This is a genomic window from Paranoxybacillus vitaminiphilus (genome assembly GCF_003259935.1).
GTDB classification, from domain to species: Bacteria; Bacillota; Bacilli; order Bacillales; family Anoxybacillaceae; genus Paranoxybacillus; species Paranoxybacillus vitaminiphilus.
The window spans coordinates 60,522-79,150 of the sequence record NZ_QLMH01000005.1 but is presented as its reverse complement, the minus strand read 5'-3'; the positions used below and the strand labels follow the sequence as shown (position 1 = coordinate 79,150).

16 protein-coding genes and 1 pseudogene are annotated in these 18,629 nt (G+C 38.8%); 3 read left to right on the top strand and 14 right to left on the bottom strand.

The features are described from left to right. Positions 1 to 321: 321 nt before the first annotated feature. From B0I26_RS08030 to B0I26_RS08000, 7 genes are all read right to left on the bottom strand, one after another. On the bottom strand, positions 322 to 1,521 hold the full coding sequence (locus B0I26_RS08030; protein ID WP_111644932.1) for a polysaccharide deacetylase family protein: 1,200 nt from the start codon (positions 1,519 to 1,521) through the stop codon (positions 322 to 324). Between the two features lie 538 nt (positions 1,522 to 2,059). Continuing rightward, positions 2,060 to 3,172: a Delta(10) desaturase DesB gene (gene desB / locus B0I26_RS08025; protein ID WP_111644931.1), complete on the bottom strand. Its 1,113-nt coding sequence runs from the start codon at positions 3,170 to 3,172 to the stop codon at positions 2,060 to 2,062. Positions 3,173 to 3,906: 734 nt separating this feature from the next. Then, the gene (locus B0I26_RS08020; protein WP_181502809.1) at positions 3,907 to 4,296 is read right to left on the bottom strand and encodes a GtrA family protein; all 390 of its coding nucleotides are present in this window, start codon (positions 4,294 to 4,296) and stop codon (positions 3,907 to 3,909) included. Beyond that, entirely contained in the window at positions 4,283 to 5,248 is a 966-nt protein-coding gene (locus B0I26_RS08015; protein WP_111644929.1) for a glycosyltransferase family 2 protein, read from the bottom strand. The genes B0I26_RS08020 and B0I26_RS08015 overlap by 14 nt, the downstream gene beginning before the upstream one ends. A gap of 11 nt (positions 5,249 to 5,259) precedes the next feature. After that, the gene (locus B0I26_RS08010; RefSeq protein ID WP_111645035.1) at positions 5,260 to 7,338 is read right to left on the bottom strand and encodes a glycosyltransferase family 39 protein; all 2,079 of its coding nucleotides are present in this window, start codon (positions 7,336 to 7,338) and stop codon (positions 5,260 to 5,262) included. A gap of 569 nt (positions 7,339 to 7,907) precedes the next feature. Continuing rightward, complete coding sequence (locus tag B0I26_RS08005) at positions 7,908 to 8,789, bottom strand: coiled-coil domain-containing protein (protein WP_111644928.1); 882 nt, start codon at positions 8,787 to 8,789, stop codon at positions 7,908 to 7,910. A 745-nt stretch (positions 8,790 to 9,534) separates the two neighbouring features. After that, positions 9,535 to 10,272: an HI0074 family nucleotidyltransferase substrate-binding subunit gene (locus tag B0I26_RS08000; protein WP_245934733.1), complete on the bottom strand. Its 738-nt coding sequence runs from the start codon at positions 10,270 to 10,272 to the stop codon at positions 9,535 to 9,537. 202 nt (positions 10,273 to 10,474) lie between these two features. On the opposite strand from B0I26_RS08000, the gene B0I26_RS18235 reads away from it, so the two are divergent. Both B0I26_RS18235 and B0I26_RS07995 read left to right on the top strand, forming a co-directional pair. Continuing rightward, entirely contained in the window at positions 10,475 to 10,648 is a 174-nt protein-coding gene (locus tag B0I26_RS18235; RefSeq protein ID WP_181502795.1) for a hypothetical protein, read from the top strand. 7 nt (positions 10,649 to 10,655) lie between these two features. Next, positions 10,656 to 11,027, top strand: coding sequence for a hypothetical protein (locus tag B0I26_RS07995; protein ID WP_146612801.1), 372 nt, complete (start codon positions 10,656 to 10,658; stop codon positions 11,025 to 11,027). Here B0I26_RS07995 and B0I26_RS07990 read toward each other — a convergent pair. From B0I26_RS07990 to B0I26_RS18815, 3 genes are all read right to left on the bottom strand, one after another. Next, a complete protein-coding gene (locus B0I26_RS07990; protein ID WP_111644926.1) occupies positions 11,013 to 11,219 on the bottom strand; it encodes a hypothetical protein in 207 nt (68 codons plus the stop codon). The genes B0I26_RS07995 and B0I26_RS07990 overlap by 15 nt on opposite strands. A gap of 75 nt (positions 11,220 to 11,294) precedes the next feature. Beyond that, on the bottom strand, positions 11,295 to 12,047 hold the full coding sequence (locus B0I26_RS07985) for a pyruvate kinase (RefSeq protein ID WP_245934732.1): 753 nt from the start codon (positions 12,045 to 12,047) through the stop codon (positions 11,295 to 11,297). 68 nt (positions 12,048 to 12,115) lie between these two features. After that, a complete protein-coding gene (locus B0I26_RS18815) occupies positions 12,116 to 12,244 on the bottom strand; it encodes a hypothetical protein (RefSeq protein WP_281268689.1) in 129 nt (42 codons plus the stop codon). 257 nt (positions 12,245 to 12,501) lie between these two features. Here B0I26_RS18815 and B0I26_RS07980 point away from each other — a divergent pair, with 257 nt between their 5' ends. Beyond that, positions 12,502 to 14,430, top strand: a complete 1,929-nt coding sequence (locus B0I26_RS07980; protein ID WP_111644925.1) for a 5'-nucleotidase C-terminal domain-containing protein — start codon at positions 12,502 to 12,504, stop codon at positions 14,428 to 14,430. Between the two features lie 363 nt (positions 14,431 to 14,793). On the opposite strand, the gene B0I26_RS07975 is transcribed toward B0I26_RS07980, so the two are convergent. From B0I26_RS07975 to B0I26_RS07955, 4 genes and pseudogenes are all read right to left on the bottom strand, one after another. Further along, positions 14,794 to 15,825 carry a type II TA system antitoxin MqsA family protein gene (locus B0I26_RS07975; RefSeq protein WP_181502793.1) on the bottom strand — a complete coding sequence of 344 codons (1,032 nt, stop codon included), beginning with the start codon at positions 15,823 to 15,825 and terminating at the stop codon, positions 14,794 to 14,796. Between the two features lie 959 nt (positions 15,826 to 16,784). After that, a pseudogene (locus B0I26_RS07965) lies at positions 16,785 to 16,964 on the bottom strand (ATP-binding protein); the annotation flags it as partial. Between the two features lie 205 nt (positions 16,965 to 17,169). Next, complete coding sequence (locus B0I26_RS07960) at positions 17,170 to 17,781, bottom strand: hypothetical protein (protein ID WP_111644922.1); 612 nt, start codon at positions 17,779 to 17,781, stop codon at positions 17,170 to 17,172. Positions 17,782 to 17,804: 23 nt separating this feature from the next. After that, positions 17,805 to 18,278, bottom strand: a complete 474-nt coding sequence (locus tag B0I26_RS07955; protein ID WP_111645031.1) for a hypothetical protein — start codon at positions 18,276 to 18,278, stop codon at positions 17,805 to 17,807. Positions 18,279 to 18,629: the final 351 nt, after the last annotated feature.

Below are 18,629 nucleotides of genomic sequence, written 5' to 3'. Positions count from 1 at the left end.
CAAAATAATATAAAATCGCTACAACACTGACAGCATAAAGGCAAATGATGAATGAACCTCTCCCACTTACACTTCTTTTAGAGGGGGGAGGCTTCTCGGGGAACATGTTAAAAAATCGACATAAATAAGGTGTTTAGATTAAGCAAAAGAATAGTCGAAATGCTTTAGCTCTATACATATACCGGAAAATCAAGCCGCGTTTATATCATTTCCAATACGCTTATTGAAAAAAGAAAAGCCCTGCAGAGATTTCTCTCCGCAGAACTTTACTGCTAATCTATCACTCTTGGGCAAATTTCGGGGCGTGATACAGGCACGCATCTAGTTTTGAACCATTTTCGAAAAATCCTTTAGCGTATGTTCTGGGTATACACCTAATCGTTTTATCTCAAATAAAGGGTCTCCTATGCGTACTTTCCCCTGTTTTGTCGTCACTGCCAGTTTAAAATCCAATTCATTTAACATCTGAATAATACTAGAGTTATATTGACCGAATGGATAGGCAAAATACCGGGCACCTAATATGTCTCTACTCCGTTTAATATCTTCTTTTACCACATTGTAAGGTTTAGTAAGAACATCGCTCTTTCCTCCATTTAAATTATGCAGACAATCCGTATGGGATTCAAAAGTAAATACATCACTCATCGCGTCCATTTCAGATCGACTTAAAAATTGTAAGCTGTCTGGATTGAACTTTTGCGGTTCTTTCGGTATTCTGCCCGTTATGACAAAATTGACAGCTTGGAATCCATGCTCTTTTAATTTCGGATAAGCATATAGAAAACTTGTTTTCAACCCATCATCGAAGGTAATAACGACCGCTTTGGCAGGAATATTTGCCTTTCCCCGCACATACTGTTCTAAACGCTGCAATGTAATCGTTTCATATCCGTTTTCTTTTAACCAATTCATTTGTTCATTAAATTGGCTATCTGAAATGGTCGTTGATACATTACGATAGTTTTTGTTTTCGGATTTTTTCAAAATATGGTGGTACATTAATACAGGAACTCCATGATCCCAACTGGCTTTTGAATGATGGATGTACCCGATCCGGCCGCCAACATCAATTTTATACCAATTCTTAAGTTTGCAGATGATGGGATAACGCATATTCCCTTTAATCGTAACAAACGGAATTAACTTTCCCGTACTATTATCATATATTCGTTGATTTTCCATTAATAAAATCGTATCGTTTGAATTTTTTAAATTACTTGTATTCTCCCCCCCAATTGCTTTAGCCTTAAACGATTCGACATTACCTTTATAAACATAGGCATAACTATTACCAAATTTAATTTGCCACCAGTTTTTTCCCGGATCTTTATCAACTTTTAAAATATCCCCTTTTTCCATATAACCGACTTCTACCAACGAACCGGTACTGTTATCAAATAATGGAACGCGATCTTTAATAGCCTTAATATATGTATTAAGCTCGTCAGCTTTAACGAAATAATTAGAAAAACTAAAAAAAGAAATGAACAATGAAAAAGCAAACAGAATTGGCCTCATCCTATCATCATTTCCTCTTCTGCAATATTTTGTATGTACATAAATCGAACTTAAACTCTCAACATATGAATCAAACATGAAAATAGGTCGGCACTGTTTAGAAACAGCAGGGAGTCTTTTCAATACGCTGAAAAATTAAGTTTTTCTTATTATTATAACTTTAAGAGATTTTAAGGACTAGATAATTAGAGGCTGCGAGTTACAATGAGTTTTCGACAAATTTCGAACGATGACCAGTCATGCATTCGTCTAAAAATAAAAAAGTCCCTGGAGAATTTTCTCTCAAAGGAACAGCTTCGGTAAATATAAAGCACCGATCCAAAGTTAGCTAATCAACTAAGTTTCTACGGCGAGCACTAATCACATGTAGGTAGACATAAGCAAAATAAAGAAAGAGGACTCCCCCATAGGTGCCAACCACCATCTATCCAGAAAGGAATCCCCTCTATGTTGAAAATAGAAACAGGTTTATTTCAGGCATTACAGGAATGATTTCGTCAGTGGATGAGGGAGCTATCATTCATGGCACACATTCCATCTACTTATGTTTCGCGACTTTTTTGAATGATGAAGACACAAAGCTTTGACCCAGCTCCCGTTCGACTTCCGCCTTCCGATATTGAATGCGGGTTGGCTCAAGTCCGTTTCCAAGCGTGCCGTATACATGCCCTTGGAGCGGTTCAATGAGTTCGCGCTGCTGATAATACACGCGCGGCGTCTTCCAAAGCGCAATGAGCGCTTTTGTCATCGGCATTTCATGATAGCGATCCGGCCACATTTTTTTAAGATGTTTTTTCACGAGCGGATAATATTTTGAACTCATCGTTGGAAATAGATGATGCTCGGTGTGATACGAAAAGTTAAAATGCAAAACATCGATCCATTTCGGAACGGTAACTGAAAGGCTGTTGGCGAGCGGATCGTTGACCGGCACTAACGGATTTAACCGATGATTCGTCGAAATGTAGCTCATAACGATGAAATTGCCAATCAAAAGCGGCAGCAAAAACGCAAACAGCCACTTTGAAAATCCGATAACAAACAATAAGCCAATCCACGACGCCCAAGGCAATAGAAACTGCCAAAGCACGATTTTGCGGTTTTTCGGCTCAAAATCTTTAAAAAAGTAAAACAGCATCCGAATCGAATGAAGCGTAAATGTGAACGTCAATGCACTAAAGGCGAAAAACGCGCGAATCACAAACGGAATTCGATATACCCAGCGCAATAAACGACTTTTCGCTAACTTTTCTAAACCCGGCCATGCATCAGGGTCCAATTCCTCATGTTGGGTGTGCACATGATGGTTGGCGTTGTGCCACTTTCGCCACAGCTTCGGGCCTGTACATAACGGCCAAAACGCAATGGCTCCAAGGAAATCCCGCAACCACGGACGACGAACAACCGTACCGTGTAAAATTTCGTGCCCTAAAAATCCTAATGACGCAAAGCTAAAACCAAGCACGACAGAAATGAGGAAATTCCACAATGGATGAAGATCCAACAAGGAAATGACTAGGAGGCCGCTGAGCGCAATGATGAGGTAAATAAGACCGCCAAGTAAACGGGAAGGAACGGGCTCAAACACTTCTTTCGGCAAGTGCGGCGAAATTTTCGACGCATACCAGCCGAACGTATAAAATTCTCTCATTCAAATAAATCTCCTTTCAAATATACCGCCCATTCGCGCAGAATGGAGGCGCTACTCCGTAATGAGAGGCGCGAAACATATACAGAAAAATGAACATTCCGAACTTTCGCACCAATCATTCTTTCTCATCGTAACACTTGCACGCTCATCCTGTCAAACCTTTTTTATTACTTGGTACTATTATTTGGTTACAATCATTTACTCTTTCCGAGCCGGGAGACAACTCCTTTTTTCGATAACCCCCGGTGAGTGACGCCGGGAAAGCAATCAATAATCTGGAGGTCTTTATTACTGATTTTTTCTTTTTGTTGATTTAAATTTAGTACCTTACGAACTTTTTTGAAACCTTGTTGTACTGTCTAGATTCGACTTTTAGCATGTTCACCGAGAAATCTTCTCCCCCCTCTAAGCAAAATGAAGGCTGGAGATGTTCATCAGCGCCTTTCAGCATTCAATGCTTCAATTTGTAATGATTAAGATAAAAATTCCTCCGTTGAAGTCATTGAGCATGCGTTTCAATTCCTCATAAGTTAAGATAAAAACTTATAACGAAAGAGATATTTTTTATCAATTTCTTGTTTTTCCGCTATTTTTTATCTTTTCTCCAGAAAACAACTGGTCGTCGATCCCTTGGGGTTTTTACACGATTGGAGGCCGACGACCAAAATCTGTATATAATATAGTCGGATTAATTTCGAACGGTGACCAGACACCATTATTCTGTTCACTGCACACTATTCTTGAAACACCCAAAGACGGCTTCCGATGAAGTTCATCATCATTCCTCCTACGGTCGCAATCATTTTACTGATCAATAAAGGCCATCCTAAAATTTGCTGGCACACGTACAAAACGAAAAACGTCACACCTAACGAGAAAAGATTGCTGATCATGAAGCGAAAGAATTCTTGTATCGTCGCTTTTTGTTTCATTTGAAACGTCCAAACCCGGTTCCATATATAGCTGTTTATCATTCCCGCTGTATATGAACCGCCTTGTGCTAACAAATACGGAACACCTATAGAAGTGAGAAGGAAAAAGACGCCAAAATCAACGAGTGTATTTCCAACTCCTACCGTACAAAATCGGAATAACGAGCTTATTTTTTCTTTACCATTCAACATACTGCGGTACCTTTTCACTCTTTTGTCCGACTCCCCGGCAATCTTTCAAAATATATAATGGACGATGTTTCACCTCATCATAAATCCGGCCAATGTACTCCCCCATCACACCTAACATAATGAGAACAACGCCATTGAAAAAGAGAATCGCCATTAACAACGAAGACCATCCGGTTACGGTAGAGTTCGTAAATAATTTTAAGTATAAAACGACAAACATCCAAATCACGCTCGAAAACGAAAGAAGAAATCCTAACAAACTCGCTAACTTCAAAGGTTTATATGAGAAAGAAGTAATCCCATCCATAGAAAACCGCAGCATTTTCTTTAACGGATACTTCGTTTCTCCTGCAAATCGTTCATCACGCTCATATTCAAGCGCCGTCTGCTTAAATCCTATCCAACTAACGAGCCCGCGGACAAAACGGTTTCGTTCTCTCATGTTCACTAACTGATCGCACACTTTCCGATCCATTAAACGAAAATCCCCTGTATCTAATGGAATGTCAATTTCCGTAGACGCCCGTAAAATGCGATAAAATAAATGGGCCGTCACCTTTTTAAATATTGTTTCTCCCTTTCGTTTGATCCGCTTCGCATAAACGACATCGTAACCTTCTTTCCATTTTCGAATCATCTCTAAAATCAATTCGGGAGGGTCTTGCAGGTCAGCGTCAATAATCACGATCGCTTTTCCAGATGCATAATCCATTCCAGCCGTAATGGCGATTTGATGACCAAAATTTCGAGAGAAGTCTAAATATTTCACTGTTTCATCTTTGACGGCGAGCTCTTTTAAAATCTCGATTGTTTCATCTTCACTCCCATCATTGACAAACAATAATTCATAAGGTCCATCCGTTTGTTCCATGACTGCTTTTAAACGTTTATACGTCTCGCGAATAACAAGCGCTTCATTATATACAGGAATAATGACGGAATACTTCACCATATAGATCCCTCCTATCCTTCATATTTGTAAAGCTTCTCGGCTCTGTCCGTTCCAAATGGATGCCGGTCAGCAGATGTTTGGCCTTTTTGCCATTCTTCTTGCGGCACTTCTTTACAATGTTTTTGAATCCACTGAATTAACTCGCTATTGCTTTCACCGCCGCCACCGAATCCAGAAATAAGGAAATATCTCACTTCCCCTTTTTTCACGATTTGTTCCAATTTTTCCGGTGTTAACACAGGGTCACTTCCTAAAAATCCTCCCATCGCCATGACTGCTTTATCCGTTTTCAGCATAATTTGCGCGGCCGTATTCGCCCTAAATGTTGCCACTAAATATTTTTCACCGTTGTAATTCTTCTCTAAATATTCAATGAGACTTGAATTCGCTTCTCTTTCCATTCCTCCCGCCATCATCCGGTCTCCTTGTTGCCCAGAATGTCTTAAATCCGGACCCGCATAAGGAATGGCGCTATTTCCTCCGTATAAAACAGGGGTCAACGACCAATAAAATGGCATGATGAGAAGACCAATCATTCCGGCAATCTTTGTATAATACGCTGTTTTCTCTTTATTTCGAAAAGCTACTATAAAGGCAAAAATGGCCAATCCTAATAAAGCAATAACCAACATCCAAGAGACATGAATCGAAGAGCGGTTTTGGAATAATACATACGCTTCAAATAGGAATGTAACTAAAAAAGCCGTTGGAAGCAGCCATTGACTCCAATCCCGCTTCTCTTTGTAAAATTCCCATAATATCGTACTGCCAATGGCCGTAATTACGGCGATCGCCGGTGCCATCATACTTAGATAATAACGATGAAAAAATCCAGCAATGCTGAAAAAGCCCATCATCGGAATCAACCAAATGAACCAAAACATCGTAAATTGATGCGGCAAAGTCAATGCACGTTGTTTACGAATCGATACGATGAGTCCGATGAGACTAAAAAGAACGAATGGAAGCAGCCAGCTAATTTGCCCCGCCATTTGTTGATTAAAGAGACGGAACAATCCCGGCTCGCCCGTTTCGCCCCCTATCCCCCCCATTCTTCCGGGAGGTTGACTTTCGTTCGGTCCAAAATTCCCCATTTCTCCCGGATTCATACCCGGCATTCCTTGCGGCGGGCTTGGCAATGAACCATTTCCTTGATTTCCATTCTCGTCATTTATTTGAGAATTTATATTCGGCGTCCCTTGCGGCGGCACGCCTAACAAAGCATTTCCTTGATTTTGCTCATTTGTTTGCGGGTTCATTCTTGGCATATTTCCATCAGATGAATGATTTCCCCCTGGTCCAGCCTCACCCGTTAAACGCCCTACTCCGTTATAGCCAAATGCTAATTCAAAAACCGAGTTCGTTTGGCTGCTTCCGATATAAGGCCGCTTATCTTTCGGAATTGAATCGGCAACCGCCGCATAAGAAATGGAAATGACGAATAATACAACTGTCGCCAGCGATAAATGCCCTATTCGTTTTTTCCAATTTGCTTTATCTGCCAAGAAGTAGAACAAATAAAAGGCAGGTAACACCATATAAGCCTGCAGCATCTTCATGTTAAAACCGATTCCGACTAGCGCAAAGCTAAATAAAAGCCATGATATCTTCTGCTTATGTACCGATTTCATCAACGCCCATGCTGCCGCTAAAAGGGTGAAAATTAAAATCGCATCGATATTATTTGTCCGCGCTACTGCGACAAAGATGGGCGTACAAGCAAAAATCAAACTTGACCATAAAGCCGGAGCGCGTCCAAATATCGGCTTGACAATGAAATAAATGAGTAAAGTCGACAAAACTCCAGCAATTGCTTCCGGAAGCAGCACACTCCAATCGCTCACGCCAAAAATCGCTACGCTCAAAGCTTGAAACCATAAAGCAACTGGCGGTTTGTCTACCGTAATAAAACCTGCAGGGTCAAGTGATGCAAAGAAAAAAGCTTTCCAGTTTGCCGTCATACTTTTGGCAGCCGCTGTATAGTACACATTCGACCCGGCATTCCCGATGTTATAAAAATTTAAAAAAACCGACAGTAAAAAAATCGCTATGAGCCAAACGTCCACGCGACCTCTCAGTTTCGCTTTCATGTCCGCTTCACACACTCCTTTTTTCATTTTTACATTTTTCAACAAAGTAGTTGCTGCTCCATCGCATTTCCTATCACCCCTTTCGTTCATTTAACTCCGAACTTTTGCCTTTCCCTGACCTCAGTTAAAGAATACAATGCTTTGATGAAAATTTAGTGAAAATTTACGCAGCAACACAGCGATGTTCTCTCTTCAATGCGGTTAAAGAGCATCTCTCCTATCGAAGAAAAGTAAACCAAGTAAAGAAGCCCAGACTGAATCCCTATACTGATGCAGGATGTTCATTTTTGTCACATGAAGCGCATGATAGCTTCATTTTCTGCATGGCACACTCTTTCCTATTCCCCTTTAAAGAGCTATACAAAGTCATTTTTGCTTTCATTGAGTTTTCTCGACTATTTATTAAGATAAAAGGAGAGCAGGTCCCCAAGGACTCTACTCTCCTTTTCTTGCTCTCTATTTACAAAACATCAAAATGCGTCAAGCACTTGATAAATCATTTGGCATCATCCCTGCAAATACATGACAGAGCATATGTAGGTCAATTTTTTTATTTACTTAGATTTACGTCAAAATTCTGCCCTATCGAAATCAAAACCTAATCCATCAAATCCTCGCTCTCTATGATTAAACTCTTTCCATCCAAATTCGCCGCCTTCTCCAAATAAGTGATCCGTTTCTTCCTTTAATTTGTTTGGATCTTTCTTGTTAATTTCTATGATTAACTGGCGGATTGTTTTGTTTTCTGTAGAAATACCCAATTCTTCCGCCGCTTTGGTTACTTTCTTCTCTTTGACTTCGTGGACAAGCTGCTTAATCGTTTTGCCTTCTACTTCAATGCCAAGTTCTTCTGCTTCGTTTTTCACTTTTGCTTCAAGCACTTCCTTTTTCAATACTCTAATATCTTTTCCATCAACTGTTATTCCAAGCTTTTCTGCCTCTTGTTTGATAGAAGCCTCAAATACTTCTTTTGCCAATGTTTTTGTGTCTTTTCCGGCTGTACTAATCCCTAATTCTTCTGCTTTTTGTTTGAGCAGCACTTCGCGGATTTCTTGTGCCAATGTTTGTGCGTCTTTTCCGGCTGTGCTAATGCCTAGTTCTTCCGCTTTTTGTTTGAGCAGCACTTCGCGGATTTCTTGTGCCAATGTTTGTGCGTCTTTTCCGGCTGTGCTAATCCCCAATTCTTCTGCTTTTTGTTTGAGCAGCACTTCGCGGATTTCTTGTGCCAATGTTTGCTCATCTTTCCCGTCTGTGCTAATCCCTAATTCTTTCGCTTTAACGATTAAATCCTCTTTATTGAGCTGAAAATGACCTTTCTTCCACTCTTTTTGACTCCACTCCACATTGGAATTTGCAGTATCTTGATTAGAAGCTGCATGTGCAGTTATTCCATTAAACGCGCCTGCCACTAAAGCGCCTGAAACAGCTAATCCTAATACAATATTTTTCATAGTATGATCCTCCTCCACTTAATGGGATTGATATGCGATAACTCATGTTGAAAATTCTCAGTCTTTGCTAGCATCTCATTCCTTCGTTTCGCTTTCTTATTGCTGATAAGATTTTCGTTAAAACGTTATGTCCGAACTTTCCGGTCCACACATGGAACAACAGCAGTGCTACACTTTGACGGGAAGTAATGCGAATAAAATATTTACACATTTTCACTGTTTCAACTTCATTTCACACTCCTTTGTCATATTTTTATAGTAAACAATCGTACACCAAACATTCGCCCAAAATGAATGGTTTGTAAATTTCAATAGTCAGTTTATTTCATTCATCGAGCGAACTTTGGCAGTTTAAAAAATACAACACTATAGTGAAAATCAGGTGAAAATTTAATATAACCGGCCACTTCCGTCACTAAAACCGATTTCATTGCAAAATCCTCCTCACTCCTTCCTTGTTGATTCGTCATTATACAAAACGGCTTCACACGAATAAACCTCTCCTACCAGCACGCTGTTTAGAGGCGGGAGACTTCCCGGTGAACATGTTAAATAGTGAAAAAATTAAGTAAAAAACCTTCTTTCCCTCTTTATCACTTTTCACGAAAAGAGGAGAAAAAGAAAAAAGGAACCAGAGCTGTTCAGCCCTGATTCCTTCAGGTTAACCGATTTTATATTGTCTACTTTTGGGATCGCAATGCACATGACAGCAGCACCGCTAATCGTTCGGGAGGTGACATCAAGCCTAATGATCCATGCGCCGTTTCATCTCCGTCACAAAATCAGCAAACAAAGTGACATACGTTTGTTTGATGTTCTCGTATATTTCAATTGCGATCGCTTCATCATACGTATGCGATGTTCGATTGCGATCCTCAAGCATTTGAATCCACTTGTCCCCTTGCTCAATCAGACCTTCTTTAAACGCTTCGCGAATGGCGCTTCTTGGATTTGTTGCCTGTAAATTTCCGTTATATTCCAAATATACTTTCATCAGCTTCCACGATAATTCATACGTAAATTCAAACCGTTGAATCACTCCATCGCGCACAAGATCATCTGCACTTGCATCGCGTTGTACACTTTCGTGGAGCTTCTTCAACGCTCTTTCAAGATCAGCTAACTTGTCGATTACTTTATTTAAAGTCACAACGGGCTCTCCCTTCTCATTTGTTAAAAAAATAACCTTCCCTTCTTCGTCGATATAACGCTTCAGTTTTTCGTTATTTATTTTGTCATAATCAATGACATCGATCGTGTAAATAATGCTTGCTTCTGAGAGAGCGTCGCGGATGCAGCATAATTGCTCATGCTCTTTTCGAAATTTAATCGCCAAGTCAATGTCAGATGTTTTTTTATAATCTCCTCGTGCTCTCGAGCCAAACAAAATTACTTCACGTACAATAGGAGCATAGTTTTTTAAAATATTGATGATTTTATAAAAATCGGCTTCACTTAATCCGTACATCCTTTTTGCTGCCACAAGACCACCTCGCCCGACCTCACTTCGAAAAACATATATGACATGAAAAAAACGAATGTTATTTTCTTACAGACATTTTCAACAAACATCCTCTTATTCCTGCTTCTAAACGAACATAAGGCTTTTTTTGCACCATCATACTTTTCTTTAGCCTATATTTATCATTTATAATCACATTATACCATGCAAAGGAGGGGGCCGCTTGAAACTGCCGAGCGTGATTGAAGTGTTAGAAGCTTTAACAAAGCTGCCCGATTATGATACATTACCATCATCATTGCGCAGCGAAATTAAAAACGTCCTTTTCACAAATGAGCAGCCTGTCGAACAGAAAAAAGTCCCTTATGCTGTGTATCAAAGTGAAGGCTTTGTTTGAGGCAGGCTTGGCATCCAGTCATCAAAAAATTTGCACATGCACCTATAATCGAAAATCAAAACCAGGTGCGATGAACACCCGGTCAGAGCAGCTACATGCCGCAAAAAGAGCGGCTGACCTTGAAGATATTTTAAATAAAGAAATAACTGTTATACCTTTTGCCGAGGGGAAAGGTTATTTCACGTTTTATAAAGCAGAAGATGATATTAGACTTTATGGACAAAACCATCTAGTTGAAAGAAGGTTTTATTTCAAGAATAGAAGAAAGCTGTCTTCCCTGCCAGTGGCGGTCATCAATTCGGGCTGTACCAATCCCTGCTTCCTTTTCCGGGCTGCGGCACCGGCACGCAGCCTATATCTTCTCCTATTTTCTCGGTAACAATACTTCCTTTCCGATAAAGATAATTTTGTTTTGCTCGAGAATAAATTCAACTGTCTCCACTTGAATGCGAAATCCTTTATATTGAATAATATCGGAACGCAAAAGCACATCGACGATTTCCCGTTCTACTTCGGCCTTAATTTTTGACATATGATCGCCAATAAAACGAACGATTTCAATTGTATACAACTTCTCCCACCACTTTCGAGATTATTTTGTTATTTATATATATGTGTCGTAAGGATGGAAATGTACCTATAAGTTTTACTCGATTACGCCATATTGCGTCATATAATGAGTCAAGGTTTGCCGCCGTTTTTGCGGGTGTGCCTCTTCTTTTTCTAACAATTGGGCAAGGTTGTGAAGCGCCTCACCCGTCTCAATTTTCGCGATCACGGTTATATGCTGCGCGCCATGCTCCGCAAGAATGGCATAAAGCTTATTCACATCATGAGGAGTATGAACGAATGATAATCCAACGATATCTGCATGTTTGATAATAAACGGGATAGATTCTAAGTCTTGTTTTGTCAATGAAGAAACGTTCAAGTGTATAAATGAATCAGGCAAGTTCATTCCAGCCCCTTCTTTTATCGCGCGCGGTTTTCTTCCTGTAGAGATCACTTCCGCTTCCACGTATTCGTTTGTTACTTTTTGAATGAGAGCGAATATTTTTCCGTCATCAATATAAAGGCGGTGACCGACACGAACATTGCAAAATGCTTTTGGAAGAGTCGTTGTGACTTTCACAGCCGGATCGGTTTTTGTCACGTCTAAACTCGTTTCATCTAAGTAAATTCTTATATGGACTCCTTTTTTCACCGGCACTTGAACGGGAATAGGCACAACTGATTGTACAAACAGTTGAAAGCGCTCATTTTTTAAAAAAGACCGTTCTTGAATATATGCGGTTTTTTGCAATTCTACTTTTACACATGTAGGGCTAATAATATCAATAATCTTCAATGTTCTTCGACGCCCGCGCATATCTTTAAACGTTAATTCATCTCCGCTCACAAAAGTGACTTCATCTTTCGTTGCTGCTTCTAAAATAAAAGATATATCGTTCGAACGGTGACTTTATCTCATCCTAACTCCAATAAAAATTCTCTCATTTTTCTGTATGTGTCAATGACATCTTTTGATAAATACCATTCCACTGTATCAGGAGTAGGTTTCACTTCTTTCTTTTTCTTTATCAGCTCTGCCCACATACCTCTGTTACAATGTATATTTTCATTTTCGACCGTTTATTTTTTATAATCGATCAAAAGACCTTTAGAAGGTTAAAATGTACTTACCCTCTTCTCCCATACTCGTTCATCCAAAATATCTGCCAAAACGCACGCAATCACATTTCCCTTCAGAATGTTTTGAATCATGCAATCATAAAGTCATTTTAGAGAAATTCCAAGATTAATAGAATTTTGGTATAATTTAAAATAATTTTAAAATCATAGGAGGTTAAATCATGCTAAAGCAAAGTAAATGGGTTCCTTTTTTGCTTTCTCTTGTTATCGCTTTATTGCTTGTTGCACCAACAAAATTTGAAGCAAGCGAAAAAGCGGTTACACGCGGTGAGTTTGTGAAACAGCTCATCATGACGATGGATGTAGACATAAAAGAAGAAATAAAAAATTTAACGTTTACCGACGTTGATTCAGAACTAGCGCCATACGTGGAAGCCGCTCTTCGTCTCGGCATCACAACCGGAAAAACAGAAACAACGTTTGCCCCAAACGAAAAAGTAACGCGCGAACAAGCGTATGTTTTTCTCATTCGTTCTCTCCAACTTCGCGATCACTATTCGACAGACAAATTAAAAAGATTTAAAGATTTTTCGGCTGTCGGGCAATGGTCACAAGAATATCTTGCTGCCGCTGTCGAACTCGGCCTATTAACAGGATACACGGATCAAACGATCAGACCGCATCAAGCCATCACACCATCACAAGTGGCAGCCATGTTCAACCGTTACAATACAAACATTGAAAAAATTACATTCATTCATACAAACGATACACACGGACGCATTTTGTATAACGACACAAATGGAGAGATGGGCTTCGCTAAAATTTTCCGGATTGTCAACGATGTTCGCAAGAAAAATAACGAAACATTGCTCGTTGATTTAGGCGATACGTTCCACGGTACAACATATGTGAACATGAACGAAGGCCAAGCTGTTGTCGACATCATGAACGGAATGAAATATGATGCGATGGTCCCAGGCAACCATGATTTCAACTACGGACAAAATCGTCTGCTTGCTTTAAAAAATATGGTTCAATTCCCGATCATAAGCGGAAACATTTATAAAGATGGGCAGCCGTTTTTGCCGGCTTACACCATTAAAGAAGTTGCCGGAAAGAAAATTGCCCTCGTTGGCTTAACAGCAACGGACACAGCTGTCAAAACGAATCCGGCAGGCATTGTCGGCATCACGTTTGCAGATGAAGAAGCGACATTAAAGCAGCTTGTCCAACAGCTGAAAGGACAAGTGGATCATATTGTCGTCCTTTCCCATTCTGGATTAAAAACAGATGAGAAGCTTGCCAATTCTGTACAAGGAATCGATCTTATTCTCGGCGGCCATAGCCACGATGCCATTGAAACACCAAAGAAATTCAAATATGCGTATGTATCACAAGCATTCGAATACGGAAAAGCCGTCGGGCAAACAAATTTACTATTCTACAAAGGAAAACTGATTGGCGTAAACGGATTCCTTTATCGTGATTCATCTAACAAACAAGAAGATGCAGCGATTCAACAGATCGTTCAAACATACAAAAATGAAGTAGATACATCGTTACAACAAGTGATTGCGAATATTTCCGTCGATCTTGACGGTGAACGTGAAAACGTGCGCACAAAAGAAACGAACCTCGGCAATTTGATTGCCGATGCGATGCGTTCAGCATTAAATACAGACGCGGCCCTTACAAACGGCGGCGGCATTCGCGCTTCGATTCCAAAAGGAGACGTGACAAGAAATCATGTATTAACGACCCTTCCGTTTGCCAATACGCTTGTCAAACTATCCATTACAGGGGCAGACTTAAAGAAAGCGCTTGAGCACGGCGTTCGTCTATACCCTGAACAAAACGGCGGCTTCCCGCACGTATCAGGGATTCGCTTCACATTTGATGCAACAAAGCCAGCAGGCGAACGAATTACAAACGTTGAAATTAACGGCCAGCCGCTTGATGAAACAAAAACATATACGCTGGCAACAAACGACTTCCTGGCCAAAGGCGGGGACGGATATACGATGTTCAACAATGGCACTATTGAGTTTGACAGCGGCGAACTGCTCAGCTCAATCGTCATCGCCTACTTGCAAAATAACAATCCAATTCCAAACGTCGAAGGGCGAATTACCGTCATTGGCCAATAAAAATAAAGAAGAGAACCCCTCTATTTGATATTATCCCCTTATAGTAGACAGAAAAAAGAAAGGGATGTACGTCTACTATGGAGGGGATATTTTTATGGGAAAAATCAGAAAAACTTACAGTAAAGAATATAAATTAGACGTGGTGAAGAAATATTTGTATGAGGGGTGGACTAAACATGAAATCATGGATCCAAAATTCAATATCAGCCCTTATTGCTGCTAATCGAATTACTTTTTCTCTGTATTCACTATCTGTATTTTTAACTCTCTGTGATATATCAAGTTCAGTCAGCATACCTAAATCTGTACAAATAGGGGCTGTCCAAAAAGTCAGGGTAACTGACTTTTTGGACAGCCCCTTTATTAGAAGTCTCGAATTTCACGGGCTAAACTATATGGAATCACTTCATCTCGAGCAGTTTTTTGATAAGCCAACTCTTCATGCATATAATCGCTAATTTCTCTACTCCCCATTTTATCGAATTTTTCTAACACCGTTTGTAGAACGGATATCTCTTCTATAGTAAATTTTGATAAGTCTACATCCACTTTAGGTAAAATTTTATATGCAATCTTTTCATCAAAATATTCTTCAATGATGTTTATAGAAGATTGTGCATATTTTAATATCTCTTCATGTGCTTTTGGAACAGCTCCCAATGGTAAACGCTTATAAACCAATCCGGACATTCCCACTCCATATTTTTTAAAGAATAAAGCATCAGCATACCAAAGAAGTTTCATCAGTTTGACTTTATACAATCTAGAACTATATTGAGCAAAAAATGCTATCATATTCTCTACTTTCTCTAGATCCAACAATTTATAACCGTTATATTCAGATTCTTCTTGGTGATCAATATATATAGACTCAATAATTTCTTTATTCAAGTATTTAATCGATTTAGTCTTAACTAACTCTTTTATAAATTCTCTAATCTCTTCATATCTTGCTTGATCAAACTTTTCTTTATGTTTTTCTAATTCGTCTAAAGCTAATTTCGGATTATCTTTAACCTCTCTTATTTTTTGGTCATACGTTTCGTCTTGAATAGATTTTTTTTCGTATCTTTGAATGGTTACATCTCCCCATCCCAACATATTAGCAAATTCTTTTTGAGACAAACCGTATGAATTACGTATATCTTTAATCTCTTGAGAAGTAAGAAGCCCATTAAGGGTTCTATAGCTATCTTTAGCAGCTAATAAATTTTGGTTCAGTATTTCCTTAGGTACAAACTTATCTTCTTCAATTGGACAATAATAGTAAATCTCTTCATATTCGACTGGAGTATTATTAACTAGAGCTTTCGTTTTTTCTCTAAATACAGAAATTTCATGTTCTTCATCACAAAATGGGCAATTATAATGAATTTTTTCTAAAAGTTCAGCCATTTTTATCATCCTTTTACCCCTAGTATTGTATATGAATATTTCTAATAAAAATTGAAATAATGGGCAGGATATCTAATAAAGATAACCTGCCTAAAATAGTTAAGCATAAGGTTTATTCGTAATTGGCCACTTAGCAAAATGAAAGGACATACAGAAAATTTTCTTATTTTTTTCATCTCTTACCTTAAACTTGATGTAGACACTTTTACCATTTATGTTTTTTTCAAAAAATCAGAATGGTGGACTACTGGGTCTTTTACGATCTACAGCAGTTTTACAGTAATCGCTTGCTTTTAAAGTGATTAGCTCATTGACTACGTCCTCCTCATCGTACCCCAAACTTAGAAGCGTATTCTGTGTTGTATAAGGATCAAGAGGATCTTCGTCCTTTCTGATCAGTTGGATATCTAATTGGTAATTCTGACTAGACAAAATGGTTCTAACTTTATTAATAAAATTATTAACATCGTCTAAGCTTTCGATCCAATCCTCTTTCACCAAAAACACATCCTTTTCTGACTACTACATATATTTTACAATCAATTGATAATTTATTCAATAAAAATAATCAATTGATAATTTTATCAAAAGTTAATTTGTAGCTAATTGAAATTGGTAAAACCTAATGCCAAAATATATTGCGCATCCTTGATGCTGTTCACAAATAAAAAGTTGTTTAATTTTGTTCCATTACACATGCATTTCACCGTTCCAACATGACTGAACAGCGAAAATAAAGTTATTTAAAAATCTCAACATGTTAGCTGCTTCATGTTGAAGTTGTCAGAAAAATGTTGTTAAAATTTGATGAAAACCATTGTTGTTTAAAGGATTTACCCTTTTTTAAACAACTTTTTTGTAATTCAAATATCTTTATTGTCATCAAACAATAATTTGTAACTGCTAAAAAATTCCCCAATTTCAACGAAATGAAATTCCCAATCATTATGAACGGTTAATTAGATAATTGGGCAGGATAAACTCCTGCTTTTTTTCTTTTCCCATAGGCGGTAAGAATCTCCTTTGATATTAAAGATAATGGCGTGATGTAATGGACGATCTAAAATCGCTGTCACTAATACATCGTCACCGAATACTTTTCCCCATTCGAGATAGGATTTATTCGATGTGAGAATCATTTCAGACAGTGACAGTGCACGCACTATAATTTATTTTTTCAATAATTGACTTACATGATCAGTCTACTTCAACAGAAAAGAAAAGGTCTGCAGAGATTTCTCTCCACAGAGCTTTTCGACATTTTTCGGATGGTGAATTTTCGGGCGGTGCACAGCTACCGATCTCAAACTTCGTTCATATATCCGTGAGTGTATGGCAATCTTCTTATTTTTTCATAATCTGTAATATAGCAGCAGCTGCTGTGACTCGAACGAATGGATCATTTGATTGCAGTTCTTCTTCAAGCACGTTCCACGCTTTTTCAGCCAGTGAATGGTGACCATCTGAAAGTTGAGGTGCAGGTTTCCCATGCAGTAAAGGCTCCAACTCAGCAAGATGAATTGGATATTTAAATTTCGTTACTGTAGCCCGATTGCGTAAATGTTCCTGCACCTTATCATTTAAGGCATTCCGTTCAACAGTAGTTATCCAATGCACTGGACGCTGATGACACATCCCATCTTTATCGTTATCATATTCTTGTTTATATTCGTAATCACCAAGCTGTCCAATATGGACAAAATCCCCCTCTGTAATCATGACAAGGTCGCCCGCTTTCATCGTATTGGCAAACGCATTTACAATCCCTTTATAATATGCCATCTTTTGACCGACATAAGACGGATATCTCTTGGCAAGACGCTGTTCAATTTCGTTAGCATCCACATCCTTCAGTGAACCTATGCCAGGCCAGCCAATCGCCACAAACCCTTTTTCTAAAAAAAGAGGGAGACGTTCAATTCCGTGGGGCCGAGTTTTCATTTGAAACAAATTCATTCTCTTTCCCTCCTTTTTCTTCTTCACATCAATTCAGAGCCCAATTCCAACTCACTTAGATCATATTTACATTTAGTTACAATCCCGCGATGATTTAAGGTTTCCCGTACTTTTTCGTTAAAAAGGGAAGCATCCTCATCGACTACAATCCAATCAACTGAACGCTGATGACAAAATCCGTCTGTATCATTATCTAACTGCTCTTCGTATTGATAAGGCCCAATCAGCCCGATGCTCACAAGCGATCCTTTACGAATCATAACAATGTCGCCTTCCTTCATCGTATCGATAAAAGCCCAAATCGCACCTAGAGCATTTCTGAGTCTTGCCCCTGAATATCCGTAAACAGCGCGTAGTCGATTACGTAGCTCCTCCTTACTTACATTAGACAAATTCGAAATACCGGGCCAACCGATCCCAATCTTGTTTTCCTTGATAAATTCCTCATAACGCTGAATTCCATGTGGCTTTGTTTTTAGCTGAAAAACGCTTTTCACCATAAACACTCCTTTGGATTCCAAATGATTTGTAATATGATTATAACAAGGAACATAAATATTTACAACCTTCATTTATCTTTTGGAACCCAAATGGTTAAAACTGTTTCATGACAGCCTGTCATTTATTTCTTTGAAATGATAATTAACCCCTTCACTAAAAAGGACTTCGATATTAACAGGGAAAACCTTCTAAATTAAGCATTTACTAAAAAAGAAAAACTCCACGTAAATAAAAGAAGAATGATAAAATACATTTGAACGACTTAGGGCACTAAAAGGAATTTAACATGTTCACCGAGAAGTCTCTCACCTCTAAGCGAAGTGTAGGTGGGAGAGGTTCATATATAA

Excerpts from the sequence above, each read along its gene's own strand:
- B0I26_RS08030 (WP_111644932.1), bottom strand. The coding sequence starts at position 1,521 with ATGAGGCCAATTCTGTTTGCTTTTTCATTGTTCATTTCTTTTTTTAGT.
- desB (WP_111644931.1), bottom strand. The coding sequence starts at position 3,172 with ATGAGAGAATTTTATACGTTCGGCTGGTATGCGTCGAAAATTTCGCCG.
- B0I26_RS08020 (WP_181502809.1), bottom strand. The coding sequence starts at position 4,296 with ATGTTGAATGGTAAAGAAAAAATAAGCTCGTTATTCCGATTTTGTACG.
- B0I26_RS08015 (WP_111644929.1), bottom strand. The coding sequence starts at position 5,248 with ATGGTGAAGTATTCCGTCATTATTCCTGTATATAATGAAGCGCTTGTT.
- B0I26_RS08010 (WP_111645035.1), bottom strand. The coding sequence starts at position 7,338 with ATGAAAGCGAAACTGAGAGGTCGCGTGGACGTTTGGCTCATAGCGATT.
- B0I26_RS08005 (WP_111644928.1), bottom strand. The coding sequence starts at position 8,789 with ATGAAAAATATTGTATTAGGATTAGCTGTTTCAGGCGCTTTAGTGGCA.
- B0I26_RS18815 (WP_281268689.1), bottom strand. The coding sequence starts at position 12,244 with ATGTGGGCAGAGCTGATAAAGAAAAAGAAAGAAGTGAAACCTACTCCT.
- B0I26_RS07980 (WP_111644925.1), top strand. The coding sequence starts at position 12,502 with ATGCTAAAGCAAAGTAAATGGGTTCCTTTTTTGCTTTCTCTTGTTATC.
- B0I26_RS07975 (WP_181502793.1), bottom strand. The coding sequence starts at position 15,825 with ATGGCTGAACTTTTAGAAAAAATTCATTATAATTGCCCATTTTGTGAT.
- B0I26_RS07960 (WP_111644922.1), bottom strand. The coding sequence starts at position 17,781 with ATGAATTTGTTTCAAATGAAAACTCGGCCCCACGGAATTGAACGTCTC.